We start from the raw sequence: 26,243 nt of genomic DNA, 5'->3' as shown, positions 1-26,243 counted from the left end.
AGAGAGAAAAATCCGAACGATGGGTTTTGCTCCATCGTTCGGATTCCCATTCGAACCGCTTATTTGAAGTACTCGTTGATTTGCTTCTGGGCTTCTTCCATGATGGTGTCCATTCCGGCCGCCTTAAGTTCCTTGACCAGCTTCGGAACGACTACCTCCGGATCGGATGCGCCGGTAAACAGCTCATACTGGTATTTGTCCATGACGGCTTTGCAGTTCGCCACTTCGGTGCTCAGGCTGTTGATGTCGAGGGCGAAGCCGAGCAGCGTCGAAGCTGCAGCCTGTTCGTTCAATTTCTTCACGGCATCCCATTGGTCGCCTTTGTTCGGGGCTACCGCTGCCATGTTGAAGAAGGTACCCTGCGAGTAACCCGGCAGGCTCCACGTGTCGTTCAACCGTTCGACTACGTTGTCGCCAACCGACTTCCAGTTCACGCCTTCGATCCCGTAGGCCAGCATGTTTCTCAGCTGCGGGTCGGTGTTCACCAGCTCCAGGAACTTCAGAGCTTCCACCTTGTGCTTGGAGTTCTGCGAGATCGCGTTCAGCGAGCCCTGAATGGTGCTGGTGGTATACATCGGGCCGAACGTCTGCGCCATCACATACTTTTCAACACCGTTGTTGACCTGCCAGCCCGCTTCCGCTCCGGGGAAGCCCTGGGCGCTGAAGAACGGGAGCTTCTTGGGGCTTTCGCCAAGCGTCGGCGCATCGGGGTTGATGATGCCGTCCTTGTACCAGCTGTGCAGCAGCTTCAGGTTGTCCATGACTTCGGGTTGTTCCAGCACCGACACGACCTTGCGGGAAGCATCGTCAACCTTGACGCCGAGCGCCTTGAGGCCGAGGGTCATATCGTCATAGTCGTTGAACATGCCGGCGAAGCCGTCGGCTTTGATCAGCTGCAGGGGATAATAGGATTTGCCTTCGCCCGCTTTGATGTCGCGGAAAGGTTTGTCCAGATCCGACATCTTCTTCAGGTTGGCATAGTCGATGTTGTATTTCTGCACCATGTTGTTATCCCAGACAAAATACTGGGTCATGGACGAATCCTTATACGTCGGAACGGAGTAAATTTTGCCGTTCATCTTCGTTCCGTCCCATACCTTTTCCGGAATGAAGCCGTACAGGTCGGGCGTATCCTTCTGCACCAGGTCCGTGATGTCGGCCAGTGCGCCCAGATTGATAAACCGGTTGTAGTTGTTGTTATTCAGGAACATGATGTCGAAGTCTTCGCCGGTGTTGACGATGGTGTTCATCTTCGTCTCGTAGTCGCCCCAACCGGCAACCTTGATGTCCACCTTGACCCCAATCTTCTCGGCCGTATACTCATTGATCTTGGCCAGGCCTTCCGCCAGGTTCGAAGGCTGAGTTCCGATCTGCCACCAGGTGATGGTCGGAGCCTTGTCCGGCGAAGCTTGCTTGTATCCGGAGTCTCCGGCAGGCTGGACCGAAGCGTCCGCACCGGCGCTGGGCGAAGGAGATGCGGCTTTATCATTCGAAGAACAGCCGGCGACCAAGCCCATGGACATGGCCAGACAACACGTTAACGAAGCGAATTTAAACCTCTTGTTCATTGGCACTTTTCCCCCTAAGGTGTAAGTTATATCATGCTGTAGCTCGTGATGCCTTCATAGTAGGCGGCGCTTGCCCCGCTTATTCCTTCACGGCTCCAATGGTCAGGCCGGAGGTGTAATACTTCTGGAAGAACGGATAAGCGCAGGCGATGGGTAGAACGATGATGACGGCAATGGCCATGCGGGCGGATTCCTTCGGCATTTTGGCCGCCAGGTCGGCGACGCTGACACCGAGCGATGCAGCATTCTGCGCCAGATAATCGGCTTGCCCCATAATCTTGTTCAGCAAGGCTTGCAGGGAGTACATGTTCTGGTTGTCGATATACAGCATCGATTGGAACCAGTCATTCCAATAGGAGAAGCAGAGGAACAGGCCAATCGTCGCAATGACCGGCAGGGAGATCGGCAGGACGATCCGGAAAAAGATCCGGAGCTGAGACGCACCGTCAATCTTCGCCGATTCCACCAGCGCGTCCGGGATGGTCGAGCGGAAGAACGTCTTGCAGATGATGACATTGAAGGAGCTGACCGCAAGCGGCAGAATGAGCGCCCAGATGGAATCCTTCAAATGCAGCAGATTGGCGGTGATGAAATAGGAGGAGACCAGCCCGCCGTTAAAGATCATCGGAATGAACACGAGCCAGGTCATAAACTTTTTCAGGCGGAATTGCGGCCTGGACAAGACGTAGCCCATGCTGGTGGTGAGCGCAATCCCGAGCAGGGTTCCGACTACGGTAACGAACACCGAAACCCCCAGGGCCCGAAGAATCATGTCGCTCTGCTGATAGAGAAACCGGTAGCCGTCCAAAGAGAACGCGGAAGGAATCAATCGGTAGCCGTGTTCTTGAATGGAGGATTCGGCGGTCAGGGAAATGATCACGACGAACAAGACAGGAAACAGAGACACGATGCCGAGAAGAATAAAAAGTACATGGAACACCAGGTTGGTAATCGGCTTGATCCGGTTAAATTTGTCCAAGCCGCTTTGCACATCCGCAGTATCTTTCAATGAGTCCACCTCTCTTCGGTTGCAGAACCTTTAGATCATCGCACTGTCCGGATCGATCTTCTTCACGACCGCATTGGCGGCAAGAATGGTGAGGCAGCCTACCGTGGACTGAATGAAGGCAGCCGCGGAAGCCATGCCGGTTGTGCCGGATTTCATCATGGAATAAACATAGACATCGATGGTATACGTCACGTCGAACAAGGAGTTGGACGCCTGCGGAACCTGATAGAATAAGCCAAAGTCGGAATAGAAGATTCGTCCTACACTGAGGATGAACATGATGATGATGACGGGCTTCATCAGCGGCAGGGTGATGTACTTCATCTGATGCCACTTGCTCGCCCCGTCGATGACGGCCGCTTCGTAATAGGTGCTGTCAATTCCGACAATGGCAGCCAGATAGACGACCATTCCATAGCCGAGGGATTTCCAAACATTCATAAAGGTCAGCAAATACGGCCAGTAACGGGGTTGCATGTACCATTGAATCCGCTCTCCGCCCGCCTGCTCGACTACCTGGTTCAGAAGGCCCTTGTCATAGCTGAGGAAGCCGAAGACAATCGCCGCAACGACCACCCAGGACAGGAAATAGGGCATGAACAGCGCGGTCTGATACACCTTTGTGGCCCGCCGACTATGAAGCTGGTAAATCGCCAGCGCCAAGACGACCGGAATGACAATCCCCAGGATGATGAACACGATGTTGTACAAAAGCGTGTTTCGAATGATGGTGCCGATATCCCCGAAATGAAACAGGGATTCGAAGTTTTTAAGACCGTTGCCTCCGGCCCAAGAGCTGTTCACAATGCTCGATAGAAAACCGCCCTTGATCCGGAAGTCTTTGAAAGCGATGATGATGCCAAACATCGGCAGGAAGCTGAACAGGATGTACCAGACCGTGGTGGGCAGCGCGAGCAGCGCAAGCTCGGTGTCATCCTTTGTCCAACGGGTTCTTGCTTTTTTTTGCGTCGATTTCTTGCTCATTCTGACTGTCCTTTCCGTTGGTATTCTTGTCGTTTCCGCAACTGACCGGAAGCAGCACAGAGTCTTTGAAGCGGTTTCAAATGCGAGGGCCCTCGCCGCTGGTTCTCTTGACTTCTTATATATAAATTGTAACATGGGAGATTTCCCTTAAATAGTTTTCAAACTAAAGAAACCTTGGTACAGAATAAAGATATATTGCCGCCGTATCCGGAATAATGGAAGAATCGGGGAGTCCAGGAGTGGTTTACACGCATCCCGGATGAAAGAAAGTTGACCGATCTTAATCAGGTTATGTTTCCAGATAAAAGAAGACCCGCCCTTCATCAGGAAGGGCGGGTCGTGACTTACGAGTAGATCGGGCGTCCCTTTTCGTCAGGAATGCCGGACTTGCGATAGAAGTAGGTATTGATGACGTCCCGCCACTGCCGGGCATTGTCCGCCTGCCAGCCGAGCCGCTCCAGCATCTCGGCAAACCGAGCGGAGTCGATGTCATCCTCCAGCTGCCGAATGGCCCGGATAGCAGCTTCCACCCGCTCCACTCCTTCGAAATGGCTGTCGTAGATATGCTGGATGACCGTCTTGCCCGACTTCAGCACGTGGGTATACGGAACGTGATGGAAGAACAACAGCAGGTTATCGGGACAGGTATCCAGCGAATCGTAGCGGTCGGCAACGGCCGGAGCGTACTGGCCCGCATAGCCGGTTCCCGTCGAGCGCGTCCGGTCGACGCCGATGCCGCGGCAATCGGCAAAGTGGTACGTGCCCCACTTCGAATATTCGTAGCCGTCCACATCGACGGCGTAATGGTAATGCGGCTGGACCATCCAGCCCACTCCGAGGGGAGCGGTGTAGCTCTCATAGATGGACCACGAGTCCAGGAGGAACCGGGTGATGACGGATGCCGCTTTTCCCTCGCAGCCGAACGTCAGCTTGCTCCATTCCCCGGCGATCTCCTCGGAGGTGAGCTCCGGGTTCCAGGCCAGTCGGCCGAAGCCGAACAGATTGGCCTGCGCCAGGTGATGTCCCGTCCAGTTGCCGTCGTTGCCGATATTTGAGACGGCGGCGAGTCCGCTGTGCTTGTACGGGTGCACCTCGCCCGCGGCGATCCGTTTGACCGTGCTGCCCTCGCCCGAGAGGTGCGTATCGAAGTTCAGCACTTCCTTCCACTGCGGCACGAGGAAGCAGACGTCCCGCTGCTGCCCGGTGTATTCCTGGGCAATCTGGAATTCCATCATCTGGTTGGTCCGTTCCATCGCGCCGAACAGCGGGGACACCGGTTCCCGGACCTGGAAATCCATCGGTCCGTTCTTGATCTGCAGCACCACGTTGTCCAGGAATCGGCCATCCAGCGGCCGGAAATGGTCATAGGCCGCTCTCGCCCGGTCCGTCGACCGGTCACGCCAATCCTGATGGCAGTTATAGACGAAGCACCGCCACAGCACGAGCCCGCCGTAAGGCGCCAGCGCTTCGGCCAGCATGTTTGCCCCGTCGGCGTGATCGCGGCCGTAGGTGAACGGCCCCGGCCGGTTCTCCGAATCGGCCTTGACCAGGAAACCGCCGAAATCGGGAATGGTCCGGTAGACCTCTGCCGCCCGCTGCCGCCACCATTCGCGAACTCCCTCGTCGAGCGGGTCGGCGGTGGCGAAGCCGTCCAGCTCCATCGGCGCGGCATAGTTGACGCTGAGGAACAGGCGGATGCCGTAGCGGCGGAAGACGGTAGCCAGGCGGGCTACATCCGGCAGATACTCGGGGGTGATGAGCCGGGTCTCCGCCCGATGGACGTTGACGTTGTTGACTGCGATCGCGTTGATGCCGACCGAAGCGAGCAGCCGGGCGTAATCGCGAATCCGCTCCGATTCCAGCAGCAGCCGGTTGTCGTGGTAGAAGATCGACCGGCCGGAATAGCCGCGCTCCACGCTGCCGTCCATGTTGTCCCACTGATCGATCATCCGCAGCGGGTTGCGCGGAAGCTCCCGAAGGCTCAATGCCGCAAGCTCCGCTCCCGTGCCCATGAGCCGCAAGAAATGATAGACGGCATAGAGGAGGCCCCGGCCGCTGCCGCCCTTCAGTACGATATACCGGCCGCTGCCCTCGCCGCCGCTTTGAATCAAATACCCTTCCTCGCCCAGCTCATCGGCGGCCGCCGCCGCAAGCGCCGCCGAAGCCGCCCCCGCGTCTCCCAGCACGATCGCCGATGCGCCGCCCTTTACCGTCAGCTCGGGGCGGATGCCGGTCTGGGCGGCAATGCCGCCGGCCAGCTCCTCGATCGCCGATGCTCCCGGCCCCTCCTCTTCCTCGATCGCCGCCGTAATGCGGCCGAAGAGCGGCCGAACCGCTTCGATCCGTGCTCCGTTCTCCCAACGTTGTTCTGTCAACCAGGCTTGATACCCCCGTGACTTCACCAATCCCACTCCTTTTATGCGCATCATGTCCGCTTCGTCTCAGGCCTCTGATCGTTCGGTCTCAGCCCTCATTCGGCCAGAAGCCGAAGTAGTTCATTGCGTTGTTGTAGCAAATGTCCTGAACCAGAGCCCCGAGCTGCTCTTCCCCATCCGGGAACTCGCCGTTGTCGACCCAGCGGCCGATCAGGCTGCAGAGGATGCGGCGGAAATATTCGTGGCGGGTATACGACAGGAAGCTGCGGGAATCCGTGAGCATACCCACAAACCGCCCGAAGATGCCGGATTCCGCCAGCGTCTTCATCTGCCGGAGCATCCCTTCCTTCGTGTCGTTGAACCACCAGGCCGCGCCGAGCTGCATCCGGCCGGGGATGCCGCCGCCCTGGAAGGCGCCGATCAGCGTAGCGAGAGCCGGCGTATCGTTCGGGTTGAGCGAATACACGATCGTCCGCGACAATCCGCCCTGCCGCTCCAGGGCGTCGAGCAGGCGGGACAGCGGCTTGACGACCGGGCTGTCGCCCATGGCATCGTAGCCGGTATCCGGTCCGATCCGCTCGAACATGACGCCGTTGTTGTTGCGGGAGGCGTTCATGTGATACTGGACCGCCCAATCGGCGGCCTTGTACATTTTGCCGAGCTCGATCAGGAGATGCGTCTTGTACTGCCGCTCCTCCTCGGCGCTGACCCGGCTTCCCTGCAGGGCCTTCGCGAAGATCGCCGACACTTCCTCGACGCTCGCCTCGGCGTAGACCACCTCATCCAGCCCATGGTCGCAGACCCGGCAGCCGGCCTGGCTGAAGAACTGGACCCGCTCTTCAAGAGCTGCGAGCAGCGTGCGGTAATCGCGGATATCCCGGCCGCAGCTCTGCCCAAGCCGGGCGATGTAGCCCGCGAAGCTATCGCGGTTCGGCGCCAGCGCCTGATCCGGACGGAACGACGGCAGCACCTGCACCGGGAAGCTCGAGTCCTGCTTCAGCAGGAGATGATACTCGAGCGAATCCGCCGGATCGTCGGTCGTGCAAACCACCGTCACGCGCGACTTGACGATCAGGTCGCGCGCGCCGAAGCCGCCTTGCCGCAGAATGGCGTTCGCCTTTTCCCAGATGACCGGAGCGTTCTGCTTATTCAGAACCTCGGTTATGCCGAAGTAACGGCGCAGCTCCATATGCGACCAATGATAGAGCGGATTGCCGATGGCGGCGGACAGGGTCTCGGCAAAGGCCAGAAACTTGCCGTAGGCGTCCCCGTCGCCGGTAATGAATGCTTCCTCGATGCCATAGGCGCGCATTGCCCGCCACTTGTAATGATCGCCGCCCAGCCAAACTTCGCTCAGGTTGTTCCACGTTTGGTTCTCGTAAATCTCCTTCGGACTCAGATGGCAGTGATAATCGGCAATGGGCATGGCCTTGGCATACGCATGATAGAGATGGCGGGCGGTGTCGCCCTCCAGCAGAAAATTCTCGTCCATAAACTCTTTCATGACCACGCTTCTCTCCCCTCCGACGCTTCGATCCGGCCGAGCTCACGTTCCAGGGTAGCGCGAACCGCCCCCGGTCCGGCCAGCATCTCGTAAAACCACTTCTCGATCTTGCCGCCGAGCCCCGCTTCGTAGAGATCGACCCCGAACAGACTGCGGTCGGACAGGATCACCTTGATCCCGGACTGCGTGTCCCCAAGCGTGACCCCGGCCAGATGCTCCCGCAGCGGCTCAAGAAGCGGATCGGGGCTGAGCGGGAAGGAACGGCCTTGGTCGTCCACCCCGATCAGATAGCGGCACCAAGCGGCGATGGCGAGAGGAATTCCCGTCAACTGGGCGGGATCGAGATCGGGACGGTTCCGGTACGCTTTGATCGTCTCGCCGAAGCGGATGCCCACCTTCTGCGAGGTATCGGTGGCGATCCGCTGGGGCGTATCGGGAATGAACGGGTTGGCGAATCGCTCCCCCAGCACCTCGTCGAGGAACCGGCTCGGGCTCAGAATGCCCGGATCGACCACCACCGGCAGGCCTTCTCGACGGCCGATGACCTCGACCAGCTTGCGCAGCGTCGGGTCTTTCATCTCGTCGGCGATCAGGGTGTAGCCGAGCAGGCAGCCGGTGACCGCGAGCGCCGTGTGCAGCGGGTTGAGGCAGGTGGTGACCTTCATCGTCTCCACCTGGTTGACCGTTTCCCGGTCGGTAAAGATGATGCCGGCCGCTTCCAGAGACGGCCGCCCGTTCGGGAAGCGGTCCTCGATCACCAGGTATTCGCTCGTCTCTGCGTTGACGAACGGAGCGGTATAGGTGTTGCGCGAGGTCACGACGAGGTCCATGCCTTCGATGCCGAGCCGTTCCAGCTCTTCGCGGACGCTCTCCGACGGGCGCGGCGTAATCTTGTCGATCATCGTGAGCGGGAACGAGACCAACGCTTCATCGGCCAGATAATCGAGGAAGCCCGCTTCCGCGAAACCGCGCTCGACCCATTCGCGGGCGATTGTGACTACTCCGTGCTTCAGCTTGTCGCCGTTATGCGAGCAGTTGTCCATGCTGACGAGCGCGAGCGGGTACCGCCCTGCGAGATAGCGGCGATAGACCAGGCCGGCGGCGATGCTCATCGCGTGAGTCGGCTGCTCGGGACCGCCCTGGATGTCCTGCTCCACGGATTTCAGGTAGCGGCCGTCCGGACCGGTCAGGGCGTACCCCTTTTCGGTGATGGTGAAGCTGACCAGTTTGAGGCTCGGGCTCGCAAAAGCCTGAGAAAGCCGCTTGGCATCCTCAGAATGTCCGGGGTCCGCCGCGAGCGACTCGACAATGCTGGCGATGACTTTTTTGCGGAACTCGCCGCGGGCATTCATGAGCACAAGCAGGGTCAGGTTGTCGTAGGGCTTGTAAACCCGGTCGATCATCTCGCGGTCGAACGTGTCCGCGGCGATGATGCCCGTATCGGCCTTCCCTGCGTCCAGGAGCGCCTGATGCGCGTTCGCCACGAAGCCGCGGAAGATGTTGCCCGCTCCGAAATGCACCCACTCGGGTCGCTCGGCGGTGTTGCGGGCTACCCGCTCCCGGTCGAAGCGGGGCAGCTCGATGCCCGCCGCTTGCCAGCCCTCGCGGTCGGCGAGGCCGCGCTGGTTGAGACGCAGCATTCAGATCGCCTCCTTGGCATGCTCCAGGCTGTCCCACAGGCCGAGCAGGTACATGGCGCCGAGAGCCCGGTCGTACAGGCCGTAGCCGGGGCGGCAGTTCTTTTCTTCTCCCCACAGGTGTCGGCCGTGGTCCGGTCGGACATAGCCGGCAAAGCCGCTCTCATGCAGCGCCTTGACGACCTCCGGCAGGTCGACGCTTCCGTCGCCGCCCCGGTGCGAGACCTCAATGAAATCGCCGTTCTCGAACACCTTTACGTTGCGCAGGTGAGCGAACGGAATCCGGTCATGGAATTCGCGGACCATCGCCGGCAGGTCGTTCGCCGGGTTGGTGCCGAGCGAGCCGGTGCAGAACGTCAGTCCGTTGTACGGGCTGTCGACTGCATCCAGCAGGCGGCGGATCGAGTCGCGGCTGCGGACGATGCGCGGCAGTCCGAAGATCGGCCAAGCCGGATCGTCGGGGTGGATCGCCATCTTGATGTCCACTTCCTCGCAGACCGGAATGATCCGGTTCAGGAAGTACACCAGGTTCTCGAACAGCTTCTCCTCCGTCACGTCTGCGTACGAAGCGAACAGCTCGTCAAGCCGGGCGAGCCGCTCCGGCTCCCAGCCCGGCATCGTGAATTCACCGGCGCCGCGCAGGATGCGGTCGACCATTTCCCGCGGGCTGTCGGTAATGGCAGCCTTTTCATAAAACAAGGCGTTCGAGCCGTCCGGCAGCTCCTTGTACAGATCCGTCCGCGTCCAGTCAAAGACGGGCATAAAGTTATAGCAGATCACCTTGACTCCGACCTGGGCCAGCTTGCGGATCGTATCGATATAGATGTCGATATACCGGTCGCGGGTCGGCAGTCCGATCTTGATATCGTCGTGCACGTTGACGCTCTCCACCACGGCCGTGCTGAAGCCTTTTGCCGTGATCTTGTCCGCCTCCGCCTGAATGCGTTCCAGCTCCCAAACTTCGCCCGCCACCTTGTCGTGCAGGGACCATACAATGCCGTGCACGCCCGGAATCTGCCGGATATGATCGAGGGTAATGTTGTCGTTGCCCTCGCCGTACCAACGCCATGTCATCTTCATAGGTTCGTCGCCTCCCGATCAATGTCCAAACGATCAATCTTGTATACAAGTTCGATTCGATCATAAGCGAGCGTCGCTTATCTGTCAATCTCCCATTTTGGCGGAAAAGGAAGCGGATTCGGAGATGGCGGGCGGCAGGCTTTGCGGGAAGGTGATTCCCTTGCTTTTTCTTCTGTTGTATACTAGAAGCAACTATATCAGGAAGCAGGAACCCCATGGCAACCAAATCGGAAATCATGCGCGAGCTGAAGCAGGAGATTCTCACCCTCGCCCTCAAGCCGGGAGCCATTCTCAGCGAAACCGCTTTGTCCGAGCGTTTTCATATCTCGCGGACGCCTCTGCGCGATGTGCTGAAGCAGCTCTCCCTCGAGAACTATATCGACATCTACCCGAAGAAGGGCAACGTCGTGTCGCACATCGACCTGGATTCGGTCGAGCAGATCATCTTCCTCCGAAGCACGCTGGAAAAGGAAATCATCAAGAGCCTGGCCGCCGCGCTGCCGCTCCGAGGCGTGCTGGAGCTGAACGGCATCCTCGCCAAGCAGGAAGCGGCCTTCGGCCTTGAGGACGCCCACGAGGAATTTCTGGTCTGGGACGATGCGTTCCACAAAGCGCTGTTCACTCTGGCGGGACGGGAGTTCCTCTGGAACCTGATCCAACAGACCAACGTCCACTACATGCGATACCGGCGGCTGCACATGCTCAAGAAGGAAAAGCTGATCGCCATCTGGAAGGAGCATCGGCTCCTCCTCGACTGCATGCGGAACCGGCAGCCGGAGCGGATCGACGAGCTCGTGGAGCATCACCTGCACGAGGACATCAACACGAAGTACCTGCAGGAGAACTTTGCCGATTATATCAAGCGCTGAAGCGTTTGGCGCGGCCGCCGGATCGAGGATAGGCTCGGTACTGAGTCAGATAACTCGGCAATCAGGGCTGCAGGAGGCCGCTGAAGGACGAATATGCGCATATACAAAAGGACCTTTCCCGTCAATTGACGGGAAAGGTCCTTCTGTTGTCCCTTGCTTGGGAGCGGTTTTATTCGCATGGCCGGAGCGGAGGAAACCGCTGCCTCTCCATGCCCCGACGCCCCAACATCGGGCTGCCGAGCCTATTCCCGCTTAATCGCCGAGGAACGCCTTGCGCATCCGCTCAAAGATGTTCTTCGACTGCTCGTGGGTCTGCTCGCCGTTCATCGCAGAGAACTCGCGCAGGAGCTCCTTCTGCTGGTCGCTCATGTTGGTCGGCGTGACCACGACCACCTTGACGTGCTGATCGCCCTGGCCGTAGCCGCGCATGCGCGGAACGCCCTTGCCCTTCAGCCGGAAATAGGTATCCGTCTGGGTGCCGGCGGGAATCTTCAGCTTGACCTTCTCGGTCAGCGTCGGAATTTCGATCTCGTCGCCGAGCGCCGCCTGGGCGAAGGTGAGCGGAACCTCGCAGTAAATGTCATCGCCCTCGCGCTCGAAGAATTCGTGCGACTTCACGCGGATGATGAGGAACAGGTCTCCGGGAGGGCCTCCCTTCGATCCCGCTTCCCCTTCGCCGGTTACGCGGAGCTGCGCTCCGTCGTCCACGCCCGCGGGAATCTTGATCTGGATTTTCCGCTGCGTCCGCACCTTGCCGGAGCCGTGGCAATCGCCGCACTTCTCCTTGATGATCTGGCCCTGGCCGTTGCAGTTCTGGCAGACGCGGCGGTTGACGATCCGTCCGAACGCCGTGTTCTGAATGACCTCCTGCTGGCCGGTGCCCTTGCAGACGGTACAGGTCTCCGGCTTGGTGCCGGGCTTCGCGCCCGAGCCGTGGCAGCGGGAGCAGGTCTCGGTGCGGGGAATGGTAATTTCCGTCTCCTTGCCGAAGACCGCTTCCTTGAATTCGATCGTCATCGTATATTGAAGATCATTGCCGCGCTGAGGCGCGTTCGGATTCCGCCGCTGGCCTCCGCCGCCGAAGAACATATCGAAAATGTCTCCGAAGCCGCCGAAGTCCATGCCGCCGGCGCCGCCTCCGCCCATGCCGCCCATCGGGCCTTCATGCCCGAAGCGGTCATAGGATTCCCGCTTCTGGTCGTCGCTCAGCACCTCGTAGGCATTGTTGATTTCCTTGAACTTCTCCTCGGCGTCCGCTTCCTTGTTGACGTCCGGGTGATACTGGCGCGCCAGCTTTCGATACGCCTTCTTGATCTCGTCGGCCGAAGCGTCCTTCGCGACGCCCAGCACCTCGTAATAATCTCGCTTGCTCAAAGCTTCACCACCGCCTAATTCTCCCGAATCTCAAGCGACCCGCGGGTCAACCCGTTAAAACCCAAGCAAAGTCAAAGCCGCACGCGGCTTTGACTTGTGCCCGATCTGCTTATTCATGCTTCGTCGGGGCGCTCTGGCCCCGGCCGCTTATTTGTCGTCGTCGACGACCGTGTAATCGGCATCGACTACGTTGTCCTTGCCTTTGGCTCCGCCTGCTTCCGGGCCGGCCGCTCCTGCGCCGCCCGCTGCTTGCTGCGCGGCTGCCGCCTGCTCATACAGCTTGACGGACAACTGCTGAACGATCTCGGTCAGCTCGTCGGACGCCTTCTTGATCGCGTCGGTATCGGTGCCTTCCAGCGCCTTCTTGAGCGTTTCCTTGGCCGCTTCGGCCTTGGCGATTTCGCCTTGGTCCACCTTGTCGCCCAGGTCCTTGATCGTCTTGTCGACGGTATAGACCAGTTGGTCGGCGGAGTTGCGGATTTCCACTTCTTCCTTGCGCTTGCGGTCTTCCTCGGCGTGCGCTTCGGCATCCTTCATCATCTGGTCGATCTCGGCGTCGGTCAAGCCGCCGGACGAGGTGATCGTGATGTTCTGGCTCTTGCCGGTGCCTTTATCCTGGGCGGATACATTGACGATGCCGTTGGAGTCGATGTTGAAGGTGACTTCAATCTGCGGCACGCCGCGCGGAGCCGGAGGAATGTCGCCCAGCATGAACTTGCCGAGCGTCTTGTTGCCGGACGCCATCGAGCGTTCCCCTTGCAGCACGTGGATTTCCACGCTCGTCTGGTTGTCGGCGAAGGTGCTGAACACCTGAGACTTGCTCGTCGGAATCGTCGTGTTGCGCTCGATCATCTTCGTGAACACGCCGCCGGCCGTTTCGATGCCGAGGGACAGCGGGGTAACGTCGAGCAGCAGGATATCCTTCACGTCGCCGGTCAGGACGCCTGCCTGGATGGCGGCGCCGAGGGCGACGACTTCGTCGGGGTTAACGCCCTTGTGCGGCTCCTTGCCGATCAGGCGCTTGACGGCTTCCTGGACGGCCGGAATACGCGTCGAGCCGCCGACGAGGACGACCTTGTCGATCTGGCCGGCGGACAGGCCTGCGTCGGACAGCGCCTGGCGCGTCGGTCCCATCGTGCGTTCCACGAGGTCGGCGGTCAGTTCTTCGAACTTGGCGCGGGTCAGCGTCGTTTCCAAGTGCTGCGGAACGCCGTCGACCATCGTGATGAACGGCAGAGAGATCGTCGAGGTGAGCACCCCGGACAGTTCCTTCTTGGCCTTTTCCGCCGCATCCTTCAGCCGCTGAACGGCCGCTTTGTCCTTGCTCAGGTCGATGCCCTGGTCCTTCTTGAATTCGGCCACAAGGTAGTCGATGACCTTCTGGTCGAAGTCGTCGCCGCCCAAGTGGTTGTCGCCGCTCGTGGCGCGGACTTCGAAGGTGCCGCTGTCCAGCTCCAGGATCGAGACGTCGAACGTGCCGCCGCCGAGGTCGAAGACGAGGATGGTTTCTTCCTTATCCTTGTCGAGGCCGTAGGCCAGCGCCGCCGCCGTCGGTTCGTTGACGATGCGCAGCACGTCGAGGCCGGCGATCTTGCCGGCGTCCTTGGTGGCCTGGCGCTGGCTGTCGTTGAAGTAGGCCGGAACGGTGATGACCGCTTGAGTAACCGACGTGCCGAGATAAGCTTCGGCGTCGGACTTCAGCTTTTGCAGGATCATGGCCGAGATTTCGGGCGGCGTGTAGGACTTGTCGCCGATCGTTTCCTTGTGGTTCGTGCCCATGTGCCGCTTGATCGAGCTGACCGTGCGGTCGGGGTTGGTGATGGCTTGGCGCTTGGCGCTCTCGCCGACGATCCGCTCGCCGTCCTTCTTGAAGCCGACCACCGAAGGGGTCGTGCGGTTGCCTTCCGGGTTGGGGATGACGACGGCTTCGCCGCCTTCCATCACCGCCACGCAAGAGTTGGTGGTACCAAGGTCAATGCCGATGACTTTGCCCATGATTTGAGTTCCTCCTTATCAAATTCACGTTTGAACGTTTTGGAATGAAGCGTAAGCCGCAGACGGAGTAAGTCCGCCGAGAAAATGGCGTGAGAACGTTGTCCGGCAGGGATCGGTCAGGAGCTGACCTTGACCATGGCCGGGCGGAGCACCTTCTCGCCCATCGTATAGCCCTTCATTACTTCCTCGACGACCGTTCCTTCCTCGTGCTCGTCGGACTCCACCTGCATGACGGCTTGATGAAGCTCCGGATTGAACGGCTGTCCCACCGTCTCCATCTTCTTCACGCCTTCCTGCTCCAGCACTTGGCCGAGCTGGCGGTAGGTCATGTCGAGGCCCTTCAACAGCGCGTCCAAGTCGCGGGTTTCCCGGCTCGACTCCAGCGCGCGCTCAAAATTATCGATAACGGGCAGCAGGCTGCCGATCACCTTGGAAGAGGCGTACTTGGCGAACTCTTCCTTCTCCTGCCGAGTGCGGCGGCGGAAGTTGTCGAAGTCCGCCTGGGCGCGAAGGCTGCGTTCCAGCGATTCCTGGAGCTCGCGCTCCAGCCTGGCGATCGTTGCGGCTGCCTCGTCCTGAACCGCTTCGCCCGCTTCGGTACCAACCGCCTCCGGCGTTTCCCCGGCCTGAACCTCTTCGGCCTGCTCCGGAATGTTCGGTTCTTTCGGGTCCTGCATGTCTTGCTGACTCAATGTGGTTCACCTCCTTGACCAAATCGGACCGGGTCGACGTTCCTTGTGTTCTTTACCCGTTTTCCGGTCCGCTTGTTTCCCTGGTTCGAATAATCATGACGTTTGGGTGGATACGGCGGCCTTATCCCAGCTAGCTTTCCCGAATCCTGCGGAAAAAAAGCCGCGGCAATTCGGCCGCCTCGGGGCTCCCCGGTTAGCCGGTTCCGCTCCCGTCTTCGGCGTCCTCCGCCTCCGCGGACCGCATCTTGATGACCGTGCGGATGCGCAGGACGGCGGCCGCCACTTCGCCCGCAGCGCGGATGGCGTGCAGCTTGACCGGCGCGGGGTCGACGATCTCGAGCGCGATCATGTCGGCGACTTCGCCGGTGTCGCAATCGATGCCGAGCGCGGCGGAATTCGCCAGCGCTTGGGCCGCTCTCGCCTCCTCGACCTTCTCGAGGGGGCTGAGCCCCGCGTTGACGGCGATCTGCGCGAGCGGCCGCCGAAGCGCCTCCGCGACCGCGGCGAGGCCGAAGCCCTCGAGCCCGCGCAGCGTCTCGCGCCGCCGCTCCAGCTCGCGGGAGGCGGCCAGCTCGGCCGCGCCGCCGCCGGCGACGTACCCGCCGCGCACGGCGGCCTGTACCGCGGCGGCGGCATCGGCCGCGATGCGCGCCCGCTCGCCGGCCAGCTCGCGGGTGCTCGCGCCGACGGCCACGGCGACCGCAGGCCGCCCGGCGCCGCCGGTCACGCGCACGCGGCCGTGCGCCGGGTCGTACGCGGCGCGGGCCCGGCCGAGCGCGCGGGCGAGCTCGGCGGCCGGCTTCTCCAGCGCGGCGCGGCGCACCGGCACGGCGCCGGCGTAGTCGCGCAGGCGCGCGAGGTCGGCGCGCGGCAGCCGCGGCAGCACCATGATGCCGCGGTCGGCGCAGAACTGCTCCGCCTCGGCGTCGACGCCGCGGTCGAGCGCGATCAGGCCGACGCCGAGCTCCGCCAGGCGGACGAGCTCGGCCCGGAAGCGCTCGCGGCTCTGGGCGTACTCGCGGTAGCCCGCTTCCGTGGCGAGCGCCTCCTCGGCGGGCTTCGCCGGCTCCAGCGCGTCCATCAGCACGAGGACGCGCTCGCCCTCCGCCTCTTCCCGCTCGTAGAAGCCCGCGGGCTTCTTGGCGAGCAGCAGGCCGGGCACGACCTCGCTCTTGCCGCCGGAGAGCGGCGTCACGGCGGATGCGAGCCGGTAGCGCTCGTCGCGAAGCCGCTCCCTTCCGACCTGCCGGGCGGCATCCAGCACGAGTCCCGCTAAATCGGCGTGCTCCCGGCCGGCTATGTAAGCGATCCGGAACAGCATCGGATCGTCCAGGTCCTCGATCGGCACGGCGGTCTCTTCCAGGAAGGCGGCGGCCAGCTGCGCGCCTTCCTCGATGCCCGCCACCACCTTGGCCACGGGCACTCCCTTCAGCACCTGCGCGGAGCCCTCGGCGACCATCGCCCCCGCCAGCACCGTGGCGGTGGTCGTTCCGTCGCCGATCTCCGCCTGCTGTGAACGGGCGACCTGCACCAAGAGCCGGGCGGCGGGATGCGAGACATCCATCCGCTCGAGGATGGTCACCCCGTCGTTCGTGATCAGCACATCGCCTCCCGGTCCCACCAGCATCGTGTCGAGCCCTTTGGGACCGAGGGTGCCCTCGACGGCCGAGCAGACCGCGCGGATCGCCGAGGCGTTATTCATTAGGGCGGCGAAGCGTTCTTCTCCGTCGCGTCCGCCCGTTTTCGTCGCATCCATAGAAAGGTCTCTTCCTTTCCGGCCGCTTTGGCTCTGCCGTCAGGCATACCAGCGGCCGAGAATCACCGGCAGCTCCTTGGAGAGATGATCGAGAATGCCCATCACCTTGGCGTATTCCATTCGGGTGGGACCGAGAATCCCGATCGTGCCGATGTTGCGTCCTTCCAGCGAATAGGTGGCGGTAATCAAGCTGCAATCCTGAATGGCCGCTACGTTGTTCTCCGCTCCGATCCGCACCTGGATGCCTTCCGACTGCGAAGACACCATCTTCATCAGAATCGGCGTCTCGGCCAGCAGGTCGAGAATGTGCTTGACCTTGTCGACATCCTTGAACTCCGGCTGGTTCAGCATATTGGTCGCGCCGCTCAGGAAGACGCGGTCCTGCTCCTCCTTCGACTCGAACACCTCTTGAAGGATGCCGACCAGCTCCTCGCAGCCGTTCATGTAACGGCCGAGCTCGGCGCCGATCTCGCTGTACAGCCGTGAACGCAAGTGCAGCAGAGGAACGTCCCGCAGCTTCTCGTTCAGGAGGTTGACCACCTTCTCGATCTCGGAGATCGGAATGCCCTCGGGAATGTCCACGGTGCGGTTTTCCACCTGGCCGGTGTTGGTGACGATGATCGCCACCGCCTTCCGCTCGTTCAGCGGAACCACCTGCAGATGCTTCAGCGTTGTGCTGAACACCTCAGGCCCGAGGACGATCGACGTGTAATTGGTCAGGCCGGACAGAATGCTCGCGACCTGCTGAATAACCTGCTCCATCTGGGACATGCGCTCGGCGAAGAACGATTTCATCACCGTGAGCTCGTGGCTCGACAGCGCTCCGTATTTGATCAGATGATCGACATAATAGCGGTAGCCTTTGTTGGAAGGGACACGGCCCGCCGAGGTGTGCGGCTGCTCCAGGAAGCCAAGCTCCTCCAGGTCGGCCATCTCGTTGCGGATGGTCGCCGGGCTGAACTTGATGTCGCCCCGCTTGGACAGGCTGCGGGACCCGACCGGTTCCGCCGTACCGATGTAATCGTCGATAATCGCATGAAGAATTAACCGCTGGCGTTCCGTTAACAATCGGGTTCCCTCCTTCAATGGTTAGCCGAAGAGGGGTTTCCTCCCGGCTCGTTAGCACTCTCGTTTAATGAGTGCTAATCCTCCATACAAAAATACCACCCGTGAAGGGCGGTTGTCAAGTGAATGGAGCTCCGGGGAGACGCGTTTTCCGCCCGATTTCCGGCTCTAGGCGAGCTCTTTCAAGACGGCGATCTCGTCGCAGCATTGCTGCTTGCTGCAGTTCACGCAATCCTTCCATACCTTCTCCGGAAAAATCTCCTTGGACACGACCGAGAAGCCCACTCTCTGAAAAAAGGCGACCTCGTAGGTCAGCGCCATGACCCGCGGAATCCCCGCCGCCTTCGCCTGGGCGACGAGCGTATCGACCAGCTTGCGGCCGATGCCCTGGCCCTTGAACCCGTCCGAGATGCCGAGGGAGCGGATTTCAACCAGCTCCGGACCGAGCTTGCAGAGGGAGCCGCACCCGATCAGCTTGCCTCCCACTTCCGCCACGACGAACGAATCGATCGAGTAACGCAGCAGCTCTTTCGGACGCGGCAGCATGATCCCCTGGCGGGCGTACCCCTCAATAATCTCTGCCAATTGATCGATATCTTGCTCCGACGCCTGTCTGCACGCGACCGTACTTGTCGTCATGGCCATCACCACCGCTTCTGAAGGATATGAATAAATATACAACAGAGCGAATGGATGTGCAATGCCCTTTCGGTACCGTCCGGAACTTTTTTATGCAGACAAACCGGGATGAAAATTGGCTTTATTGCTGACACGGCCGAACTTCGACAACGGGGTTCCACTTTGGAGGAGCATTTCTTCAACCCTTTTATACAACGTTAATACAAAGTCTCATTCATTTTATTAATGCCCTTCCGCCGTTTCTCCTATCAGCTTTACCTTACGTTAAGGTATATTTAGTCCTGGCTTGGTCTAAAGCACAAATTTCCAAATAAGCCAGCAGAGTAGAACGGATCCCCATGAAATAAAACCGAATACCATGACGATCTTATTCTCGCTCCATCCGTATTTTAGGCTGAAATGATAATGGATCGGGGCCATCTTGAAGAGGCGCAATTTGGTGCGTTTGTAGTACCACACCTGCAAAATGACCGAGACCTGTTCAACCAGATAGACTGAAAAAAGCAACGGAATTAAAATCTCAACCTTTTCAATAACGGCTAAAAAAGAAAGAGACCCTCCAATCGCAAGCGATCCCGTATCCCCCATGAAGGCTCGGGCAGGATAAATATTGTAGAGAAATAAACCGAGCAGGCAGCCAATCATGATGAGAGAAAATGTTTGCACTTCCGATTTGTCCGAGATCAGAAAGAAGAAAAAATAAGTTGGGATCGCAACATTGATTAATAGCCCGTCCAGACCATCTGTAAAGTTAATCGCATTTGCTGAACCCACTACAAACAGCAGCATGATTGCGATGTATACGTAAACGGGAAGGTGTAATTGAAACCCGTGGAACAACGCAATGTTACTCGTCAATGAGAACGAGCGGAACAGGGTGAACAGCAGCATACCCGTAAAAGCGAATTGAAACACAAGCTTCGCCTTTCCGGAAATGCCGGATGGATCTTACCAGGCCGCCTTTTTGAAATCATCCATAAACCCCACCGAACTAAACAAGAGAAACGTCACTCCTAAAAAGATCATCAATGGGACGGGATGATACTGGAGGGACATGACCACACCGACAAGCAAGATCAGGCCAGCCATCAGCGGTGTTCCCCGTTTGGCTTGATGGTCAGGCGGCAACTCAGATCGAATAGGCTGCGTTAGTTTGAGAACCCGAAGCCCTCGGATGAGCAGTGGTGTAAAAATGGCAACAAGCAAAAACGAAAGACCCGACACGCCAAAGATCCCCAGCATACCGATTGCACCGCTTTCATTAGAAGTTGTCTCTGTACTCTTTAATTCTATCTAGTGGATAATTAATCCTTTGCATGAATAGAAAAGAAAAAAAGGCCACTCCTCTGGAGATGGCCTTAACCTTGCCGTTACGATTGCTTGAGGGATCTCTTCAACCCCCCACAAATTCCGCAAAAACCTCGTTGCCGAGGAAGATCCCCTGCTCCGACAGCTTGAAGCCGTCTCCGACCCGGGAGATCATCCCCAGCTTCTCCTCCTTGGCGATCTCCTCGCCGAAGACCTGCCACATCGATTCGCCGAACTGGGCCTGAAAATCGGCATCCTGCACGCCGCTCAGCTTGCGCAGTCCGACCATCATGAAGTCCTCCATCGCCTCGCGGCGCGGCACCGGGCTCGTTTCCAGGCGCGGAAGCCGCTCCTTGGTCGCTTCGATGTACGGATTCACGCCCTTGATGTTCATATGCCGTTCTCCCCGCGCGTAGCCGTGCGCTCCGGCTCCGATGCCGTAATAGGCCCGGTTCTCCCAATAGGCGCAGTTGTGGCGGCTTGCATAGCCGGGCTTGGCGAAGTTGCTGATCTCGTACTGCTCGTAGCCCGCCGCGGCAAGCCGCTCCATGATGCGGGCGAACATGGCCGCTTCTTCCTCCTCGGCGGGCAGAGGCAGCTTGTCGCGCATGTACAGCGTATGGAATAGGGTGTTCTCCTCCACCTTCAGCCCGTAGATCGAATAATGCTTCAGATCGAGGGTCAGCGCCGTGTTGAGCGAGCGGTCGAGGACCGCCAGCGTCTGGCCGGGAAGACCGAACATGAGATCGATCGACAGGTTGTCGAAGCCCGCCGCCCGCGCGTGTTCGATGCTGCGGAACACATCCTCCGCCGCGTGGATGCGGCCGATCCGCTCCAGCAGCCCGTCGTCGAACGACTGGGCGCCGAAGCTGACCCGGTTCACTCCGCCGGCCTTCATGGCGGCGAGCTTGTCCGGCTCGACCGTGCCGGGGTTGGCCTCCATGGTGAACTCGCAATCGTCCGTCCGGTCGGGGAAGTAGGCGTTCACCCGTGCGAGGAAGCTCTCCATCTGCTCCGGCGTCAAGACGGTCGGCGTCCCGCCGCCGACGAAGAAGGTCCGGATCGGGCCGGGCGGAATCGCCCGCACCGTCCGTTCCATCTCCCGCTCCATGGCATCCAGGTAATCCATCACCGGCTGGCCCTTCAGCACATAAGAGTTGAAATCGCAGTAGTGGCATTTGTTCGTGCAAAAGGGAATGTGCAGGTATACCGATTCCGGCGTCATCTCCGGCCAAGTCATGCTTGCTTCCTCCTCGTCTTTCTCTTCCGGGCGCTCCGCAGTCTTGAGAATCATTCTCTCTTTAATCCGGCAAAAAAGGAGCCGGTCCCGCCCCAGCTTATCCGCTGGCCGTCTCGGCGACGGGCCGCGGAAAGCGCGGGGACGGGCGCATGCTCCCGGAAATTCAATGCATCTATCGAACGGCCTATTCGTCGATCTTCAGGACCGCCATGAACGCTTCCTGCGGTACCTCCACGCTGCCGACCTGCTTCATGCGTTTCTTGCCTTCCTTCTGCTTCTCCAGCAGCTTGCGCTTACGGGAGATGTCGCCCCCATAGCACTTCGCGAGCACGTTCTTGCGCATCGCCTTGACCGTCTCGCGGGCGATGATCTTCTGCCCGATGGCCGCCTGGATCGGCACCTCGAACATCTGGCGCGGAATGAGCGTCCGCAGCTTCTCGCAGATGATCCGGCCGCGGTTGTAGGCGCGGTCGCGGTGCACGATGAAGGACAGCGCGTCCACCTGCTCGCCGTTCAGCAGAATGTCCATCTTGACCAGGTTCGAGGTCTTGTAGTCCGAGACCTCGTAATCGAAGGAAGCGTAGCCCTTCGTGCTCGACTTGAGCTGGTCGAAGAAGTCGAATACGATCTCCGACAGCGGCATGTGGTACGTCAGGGTCACACGGTTCGTATCCAGGTACTCCATGTTGACGAATTCGCCGCGCTTGTTCTGACACAGCTCCATGATCGCTCCGACAAAATCGTTCGGGACGATAATCGAGGCTTTGACGTACGGCTCTTCTACATATTCGATCCGTCCCACATCCGGATAGTTGGAGGGATTGTCGATCTCCATGACTTCTCCGTTCGTCAGCGTCACCTTGTAGATGACGCTCGGAGCCGTCGTAATCAGCGGGATATTGAACTCCCGTTCGATCCGCTCCTGAATGATCTCCATATGCAGGAGGCCGAGGAAGCCGCAGCGGAAGCCGAACCCGAGCGCGGTCGAGGTTTCCGGCTCGTAGCGCAGCGACGCGTCGTTCAGCTCCAGCTTCTCGAGCGCATCGCGCAGGTCGTTGTAGTCGGTCGATTCGATCGGATACAGTCCGCAGAACACCATCGGATTGATCCGGCGATAACCGGGAAGAGCCTCGGTGGCCGGATGGCTCGCGTCGGTCACCGTGTCGCCGACCCGGGTGTCCTTGACGTTGCGGATCGAGGCGACGATGAAGCCGACATCGCCCACCGCCAGCTCGTCGACGACGGTCATCCGCGGCTTGAAGGCGCCGACCTCGATAACCTCGTAGGTCTTGTCGGTCGCCATGAACTTGATCTTGGTGCCGGAACGGATTGAGCCGTCGATGACGCGCACATAGACGATGACGCCTTTATACGGGTCGTAGTGGGAATCGAAGATCAGCGCCTTGAGCGGCTTATCCGGATCGCCGGTAGGCGCCGGAACCTTGGTGACCACCTGCTCCAGGATTTCCTTGATGCCGATGCCGGCTTTGGCCGAGGCGAGCACCGCTTCGCCGGCGTCGAGGCCGATGACCTCCTCGATCTCGGTCTTCACCCGCTCCGGCTCCGCGCTCGGTAGGTCGATCTTGTTGATGACCGGCAGGATTTCCAGGTTGTTGTCGAGCGCCAGGTAGACGTTCGCCAAGGTTTGCGCTTCGATGCCCTGGGCGGCGTCCACGACGAGCAGGGCGCCTTCGCAAGCGGCCAGACTGCGCGACACCTCATAGGTAAAATCGACATGCCCCGGCGTGTCGATGAGGTTGAGGATGTATTCCTCGCCGTCATCGGCTTTATAGGACAGGCGGACGGCCTGCAGCTTGATCGTGATGCCCCGCTCCCGCTCCAGGTCCATCTGATCGAGAACCTGCTCCTGCATTTCCCGCGAGGTCAGCGCCCCGGTGTACTCCAGGATGCGGTCGGCCAGCGTGGACTTGCCGTGGTCGATATGGGCGATGATCGAGAAATTTCTGATTTTTGTCTGTCGTTGCCGAATGTCTGCCATTCTCAAGCCTCCGAAAAGATCACAAGTAGAATAAGTATACCAGTTCGGAGGGGGGACAGCAATGGAGGAACGCGCTTCGCCTTTTACCGGAGCAATTGATTGAACAAGCCGACGATCCAGCCGATCACCGCAGAGAAGAATCCGCGCACCGCTTCGCCCAGCTTGTTGCCGAGGCGGTTCAGGAACGAATCGGAAGCGCGGGCCGTCTTGCTGGTCGGTTCGCCCCAGGCGGAGGGCTTCGTCCCAAGCCCGGATGCGGCCGCCCGCCGAGCGGCCGCGGACGCGTTTCCGCCAAGCGCTGTAGCTTGGGCTCCGTTGGCTCCGCTCCCGGCGGCGGGCACCGGCCGCGTGGCTCCGGAAGCCGACGTGGACGCTTCGGGATTGGCTTCGGCGGGCACTCTGCCTGCCGCGGCCTGTTCCTTCGGCCCGGCCTGGGCGGCCGAGCGCGTTCCGTCTGCCGCTTCCCGGTCCGAGCCGGCAGGCGACCAATACGAAGGATGTACTTCCCAGGGGGACTGCCCCTCGTGCTTGGCCGCCTGGTCGATGCCGAAGAAGATCCCGAAGCCGATCAAGAGAAGAATCCAGCCCGCTTTGCCGATTCGCCGCATCGCTTCATCCCTCCTTGCCCGAAGCGTTCTGCGAGGCATCGGCCTTCACGGCTTGGTGCGCCAGCTCGGCGATGGCTTCCGCGAGAAGATCCGCTGTGCGGTAGCATTCCTCCAGCGAGTTGTACGGGCCGCCGATCTCGATCAGCACGCTGTTGTCGGCCAGCGTCTGGTTGTATTCCGCGTTCCCCTCGCGCGGCGTCTTCCCCCAGATCCCCCGGGACAGCCCCGGCTTCTTCTTTTCCAGCAGCTCGTGGATTCGGGAGGCAAAGTCCTCGTTCTTCTGCCAGTGGGGATTGCGCTGCCCGATGATGAAGTAGATCTGCGCGTACGACTTGCCGTCGATCTCGATCGTCGTCTTGCTCCGCTTCAGCGAATCCCGGTGAATGTCGAAGACGAATTGGATTTCCGGGTGGGTGGCGAACGCTTCTTTGACCGTCTTATTCGAATATTTGTAGGAATAGAGGTAATTGAAATTCTTGACCACGCTCGTATAGTCGGTATTGGAGCTGATCGCCCCGACCCCTCGCTTCTCCAGCTGCTGGGCCAGCCGGGCGCCGACCCGCGTTACGTTCGTCTTGGAGCTGTATGCCTTGTCCGGGTCGGTGACACCGGGGAGCTCGGGCAGGTAGGATTCGCGGTTGTGCGAGGAATAGATCAGCACCAGCTTCTCGTCGGCCGCTTGCTCCGGCGAACCGCTCGGTTGCGGCGTCGATTCGGCTCCGCCCGGACTGGAATCCGGGCTATCCCCGGGGTGCGGGCTGTCGGCGGGATTCGGCGGAGAGGAGGCGGCCGGTCCGGCCCCGTTCGGCGAGGACGATCCGCCGTCTCCGGATTGGCCTTTGCCCGTGTTTTGCGACGGCGTGTAATCCTCCGGTCCGATCAAGTCATCGCCGCTTCCGGACGGCTTGCGCAGCAGGATCGCCTTATCGGCGCCAAGCCCCGGCACCTCGCGCGCCAGGAACGTGCGCGGATCCTTCAGGTTGACGTCGGTAAGCAGGCGGAAGGCGAAGTGGAACATGCTGGGTCCGCTGAAGGAGGAGGTCGCCGGGTCCTTTTGCAGATGCGGAATTTCCAGCCCCATGGCATCGATAAAAAAGGCATTGGAAATCGCCGCGGCCCAGCCCTTCACCGGCGAGACCGGCGCCCGGTCGAGCTTGCTGTTGGCGAAGGTAGCGAGTCCAATCAGGAGAAAGAACAGGAAGGTGCACAGGACCAGGGTCCCCATCGTTTTCAGCATGGCGGCGGAATGCTGCACCAGCTTGCGGAGTTTGCTGAGATCCAGGGTGAAAGAATGCCATTTCATTTGGGTCGTCCTCCGATCGCGAGTTTCAGGGAGAGTCCAGATTCCCATTTACTAGACTCTATGAATCTCTTCTATCGAATAGAACTTCCCGCTATATAGACTGAACTTAACCTTTACGCCTGCGCAGTTGGAATGTCATTCCGAATCGCTGTTGATCCCCGATTTCCTGAATGAACTTTTTAGGGGAAACCCGGGATCAAAGGCGAACGCTCCGCTTCTTCACGACCTTCCACTTCTTCGGCTTTCTTTTGTTCAGTCTATATAGCCGTCTCTTTCGCTTGCCTATCAAAAACGCCTCCGGACCCGACCCTTCCCGACGACCGTGTCATCGGAAAAAGACCGGCCCGAAGGCGCGGATGGCGGATTGAAATCGGCTCCGTCCAAGCCGGGTCTGTCTATTGAACCTTCCGTTCCTCGGCGCGAAGCTCTCCGTCGGCTGCCAAATAACCGTGGATCGTGTCCGGCACATCTTTTAGCGCCGGAACCGTAAAGTATGCCCCTTCGGGCTTAATCGTCAGCTCGACGATATTATAATCCCATTCGGTAATCGCCGGCACGTAGATTGCCTTGATCCCCCGCTCCAGCGCCGGAAGGATATCGGTTCTGAGCGAATTGCCGATCATCCAGGTCCGCGACCGGTCGAATTGGTGCTCGGTCAGAATCGCCTCCAGGGCGTCGGAATTCTTATGGCGGCGGATGAAGATGCGGTCAGCGAAAAAATCGCCCAGCTTCAGCGATTCCACCTTGCGCTTCTGAATCGCTTCCACGCCGCCGGTGTACAGGAACAGCGTGTGTCCCGCCTCCGACAGCCGCGTCAGCGTCTCGGCCATGTCCGGATAAGGCTCCACGTTGCGGTCGTAGACCGAGCGTCCGAGCTGCAGCAGGCTCTCGATCTCGGCTTCGTCCTCGGGACGGCCGGTCATCTGGGAGAAATACCGGTACGTCTCGACGAGCGATGCCGGAAAATGGTCCTCCGTAAAGCCGAGCAAGGTGACGCCCTGCGTGTCGATCTCGTACTGCTTGTCCTTTACGGCATCGGCCGTCAGCCGATGGGCGGCAAACCAGGTGGTGAGTTGGTCGCTGAATTGCTCCAGCACCAGATCGAAGTATTTGTTGCAGTGGCTGAGGGTGTCGTCCATGTCAAACAGGATCAGCTGCGGGTTCATGCTCCGCGCCTCCTCTCTATCTTATGCGTTATGATAAGGGCGGTATTTCCCTGACTATAGCACAGAACCTGT

At 59.9% G+C, this 26,243-nt stretch carries 19 protein-coding genes and 1 pseudogene; 1 reads left to right on the top strand and 19 read right to left on the bottom strand.

What is annotated here, in order from left to right:
* Positions 1-59: 59 nt before the first annotated feature.
* The 7 genes from ACSEXS_RS11090 to uxuA all read right to left on the bottom strand — a co-directional run bounded on the left by ACSEXS_RS11090 (position 60) and on the right by uxuA (position 10,157).
* Positions 60-1,568, bottom strand: a complete 1,509-nt coding sequence (locus ACSEXS_RS11090; protein ID WP_438433294.1) for an ABC transporter substrate-binding protein — start codon at positions 1,566-1,568, stop codon at positions 60-62.
* Between the two features lie 79 nt (positions 1,569-1,647).
* On the bottom strand, positions 1,648-2,577 hold the full coding sequence (locus ACSEXS_RS11085; protein ID WP_438433293.1) for a carbohydrate ABC transporter permease: 930 nt from the start codon (positions 2,575-2,577) through the stop codon (positions 1,648-1,650).
* Between the two features lie 30 nt (positions 2,578-2,607).
* Positions 2,608-3,561: an ABC transporter permease gene (locus tag ACSEXS_RS11080; RefSeq protein ID WP_438433292.1), complete on the bottom strand. Its 954-nt coding sequence runs from the start codon at positions 3,559-3,561 to the stop codon at positions 2,608-2,610.
* Between the two features lie 344 nt (positions 3,562-3,905).
* The gene (locus ACSEXS_RS11075; RefSeq protein WP_438433291.1) at positions 3,906-5,990 is read right to left on the bottom strand and encodes an alpha-glucuronidase family glycosyl hydrolase; all 2,085 of its coding nucleotides are present in this window, start codon (positions 5,988-5,990) and stop codon (positions 3,906-3,908) included.
* 34 nt (positions 5,991-6,024) lie between these two features.
* Positions 6,025-7,440, bottom strand: coding sequence for a glucuronate isomerase (uxaC, locus tag ACSEXS_RS11070; RefSeq protein WP_438433290.1), 1,416 nt, complete (start codon positions 7,438-7,440; stop codon positions 6,025-6,027).
* A complete protein-coding gene (locus ACSEXS_RS11065; protein WP_438433289.1) occupies positions 7,437-9,080 on the bottom strand; it encodes a mannitol dehydrogenase family protein in 1,644 nt (547 codons plus the stop codon). Before ACSEXS_RS11065 ends, uxaC begins: the two co-directional genes overlap by 4 nt.
* A complete protein-coding gene (gene uxuA / locus ACSEXS_RS11060) occupies positions 9,081-10,157 on the bottom strand; it encodes a mannonate dehydratase (RefSeq protein ID WP_438433288.1) in 1,077 nt (358 codons plus the stop codon). It lies immediately after the preceding gene.
* 215 nt (positions 10,158-10,372) lie between these two features.
* On the opposite strand from uxuA, the gene ACSEXS_RS11055 reads away from it, so the two are divergent.
* The gene (locus ACSEXS_RS11055) at positions 10,373-11,026 is read left to right on the top strand and encodes a GntR family transcriptional regulator (protein WP_438433287.1); all 654 of its coding nucleotides are present in this window, start codon (positions 10,373-10,375) and stop codon (positions 11,024-11,026) included.
* Between the two features lie 252 nt (positions 11,027-11,278).
* On the opposite strand, the gene dnaJ is transcribed toward ACSEXS_RS11055, so the two are convergent.
* From dnaJ to ACSEXS_RS10995, 12 genes and pseudogenes are all read right to left on the bottom strand, one after another.
* Entirely contained in the window at positions 11,279-12,400 is a 1,122-nt protein-coding gene (gene dnaJ / locus ACSEXS_RS11050) for a molecular chaperone DnaJ (RefSeq protein WP_438433286.1), read from the bottom strand.
* A gap of 147 nt (positions 12,401-12,547) precedes the next feature.
* Complete coding sequence (dnaK, locus tag ACSEXS_RS11045) at positions 12,548-14,395, bottom strand: molecular chaperone DnaK (RefSeq protein WP_438433285.1); 1,848 nt, start codon at positions 14,393-14,395, stop codon at positions 12,548-12,550.
* A gap of 116 nt (positions 14,396-14,511) precedes the next feature.
* Positions 14,512-15,072 carry a nucleotide exchange factor GrpE gene (grpE, locus tag ACSEXS_RS11040; RefSeq protein ID WP_438433582.1) on the bottom strand — a complete coding sequence of 187 codons (561 nt, stop codon included), beginning with the start codon at positions 15,070-15,072 and terminating at the stop codon, positions 14,512-14,514.
* 208 nt (positions 15,073-15,280) lie between these two features.
* A complete protein-coding gene (locus tag ACSEXS_RS11035; protein WP_438433284.1) occupies positions 15,281-16,843 on the bottom strand; it encodes a TCP-1/cpn60 chaperonin family protein in 1,563 nt (520 codons plus the stop codon).
* A 39-nt stretch (positions 16,844-16,882) separates the two neighbouring features.
* The gene (gene hrcA / locus ACSEXS_RS11030) at positions 16,883-17,911 is read right to left on the bottom strand and encodes a heat-inducible transcriptional repressor HrcA (RefSeq protein WP_438433283.1); all 1,029 of its coding nucleotides are present in this window, start codon (positions 17,909-17,911) and stop codon (positions 16,883-16,885) included.
* Between the two features lie 165 nt (positions 17,912-18,076).
* Complete coding sequence (locus tag ACSEXS_RS11025; RefSeq protein WP_438433282.1) at positions 18,077-18,547, bottom strand: N-acetyltransferase; 471 nt, start codon at positions 18,545-18,547, stop codon at positions 18,077-18,079.
* Positions 18,548-18,838: 291 nt separating this feature from the next.
* Positions 18,839-19,789: pseudogene (gene mraY / locus ACSEXS_RS11020) on the bottom strand (phospho-N-acetylmuramoyl-pentapeptide-transferase).
* Positions 19,790-19,940: 151 nt separating this feature from the next.
* Positions 19,941-21,095 carry a radical SAM family heme chaperone HemW gene (gene hemW, locus ACSEXS_RS11015; RefSeq protein WP_438433281.1) on the bottom strand — a complete coding sequence of 385 codons (1,155 nt, stop codon included), beginning with the start codon at positions 21,093-21,095 and terminating at the stop codon, positions 19,941-19,943.
* 184 nt (positions 21,096-21,279) lie between these two features.
* Positions 21,280-23,094 (bottom strand): translation elongation factor 4, encoded by a 1,815-nt coding sequence (lepA, locus tag ACSEXS_RS11010; RefSeq protein WP_438433280.1) that lies wholly within the window; start codon positions 23,092-23,094, stop codon positions 21,280-21,282.
* Positions 23,095-23,177: 83 nt separating this feature from the next.
* Positions 23,178-23,702: a hypothetical protein gene (locus ACSEXS_RS11005; protein WP_438433279.1), complete on the bottom strand. Its 525-nt coding sequence runs from the start codon at positions 23,700-23,702 to the stop codon at positions 23,178-23,180.
* A 4-nt stretch (positions 23,703-23,706) separates the two neighbouring features.
* Entirely contained in the window at positions 23,707-25,005 is a 1,299-nt protein-coding gene (gene spoIIP, locus ACSEXS_RS11000; RefSeq protein WP_438433278.1) for a stage II sporulation protein P, read from the bottom strand.
* Between the two features lie 395 nt (positions 25,006-25,400).
* On the bottom strand, positions 25,401-26,171 hold the full coding sequence (locus tag ACSEXS_RS10995; protein ID WP_438433277.1) for an HAD family hydrolase: 771 nt from the start codon (positions 26,169-26,171) through the stop codon (positions 25,401-25,403).
* Positions 26,172-26,243 lie beyond the last annotated feature (72 nt).

Origin of the sequence: Gorillibacterium terrae (assembly GCF_051594785.1) — a bacterium.
Taxonomy (GTDB): Bacteria; Bacillota; Bacilli; order Paenibacillales; family NBRC-103111; genus Gorillibacterium.
This window is presented reverse-complemented; position numbering and strand designations above follow the sequence as displayed.

What these genes read in the sequence shown, in the direction of transcription:
- ACSEXS_RS10995 (WP_438433277.1), bottom strand. Translation starts at nt 26,171, where the DNA reads ATGAACCCGCAGCTGATCCTGTTTGACATGGACGACACCCTCAGCCAC.
- ACSEXS_RS11065 (WP_438433289.1), bottom strand. Translation starts at nt 9,080, where the DNA reads ATGCTGCGTCTCAACCAGCGCGGCCTCGCCGACCGCGAGGGCTGGCAA.
- ACSEXS_RS11080 (WP_438433292.1), bottom strand. Translation starts at nt 3,561, where the DNA reads ATGAGCAAGAAATCGACGCAAAAAAAAGCAAGAACCCGTTGGACAAAG.
- hemW (WP_438433281.1), bottom strand. Translation starts at nt 21,095, where the DNA reads ATGACTTGGCCGGAGATGACGCCGGAATCGGTATACCTGCACATTCCC.
- ACSEXS_RS11075 (WP_438433291.1), bottom strand. Translation starts at nt 5,990, where the DNA reads ATGATGCGCATAAAAGGAGTGGGATTGGTGAAGTCACGGGGGTATCAA.
- ACSEXS_RS11055 (WP_438433287.1), top strand. Translation starts at nt 10,373, where the DNA reads ATGGCAACCAAATCGGAAATCATGCGCGAGCTGAAGCAGGAGATTCTC.
- ACSEXS_RS11025 (WP_438433282.1), bottom strand. Translation starts at nt 18,547, where the DNA reads ATGACGACAAGTACGGTCGCGTGCAGACAGGCGTCGGAGCAAGATATC.
- spoIIP (WP_438433278.1), bottom strand. Translation starts at nt 25,005, where the DNA reads ATGAAATGGCATTCTTTCACCCTGGATCTCAGCAAACTCCGCAAGCTG.
- grpE (WP_438433582.1), bottom strand. Translation starts at nt 15,072, where the DNA reads ATGCAGGACCCGAAAGAACCGAACATTCCGGAGCAGGCCGAAGAGGTT.
- ACSEXS_RS11005 (WP_438433279.1), bottom strand. Translation starts at nt 23,702, where the DNA reads ATGCGGCGAATCGGCAAAGCGGGCTGGATTCTTCTCTTGATCGGCTTC.
- ACSEXS_RS11090 (WP_438433294.1), bottom strand. Translation starts at nt 1,568, where the DNA reads ATGAACAAGAGGTTTAAATTCGCTTCGTTAACGTGTTGTCTGGCCATG.
- lepA (WP_438433280.1), bottom strand. Translation starts at nt 23,094, where the DNA reads ATGGCAGACATTCGGCAACGACAGACAAAAATCAGAAATTTCTCGATC.
- uxaC (WP_438433290.1), bottom strand. Translation starts at nt 7,440, where the DNA reads ATGAAAGAGTTTATGGACGAGAATTTTCTGCTGGAGGGCGACACCGCC.
- uxuA (WP_438433288.1), bottom strand. Translation starts at nt 10,157, where the DNA reads ATGAAGATGACATGGCGTTGGTACGGCGAGGGCAACGACAACATTACC.
- ACSEXS_RS11035 (WP_438433284.1), bottom strand. Translation starts at nt 16,843, where the DNA reads ATGGATGCGACGAAAACGGGCGGACGCGACGGAGAAGAACGCTTCGCC.
- dnaK (WP_438433285.1), bottom strand. Translation starts at nt 14,395, where the DNA reads ATGGGCAAAGTCATCGGCATTGACCTTGGTACCACCAACTCTTGCGTG.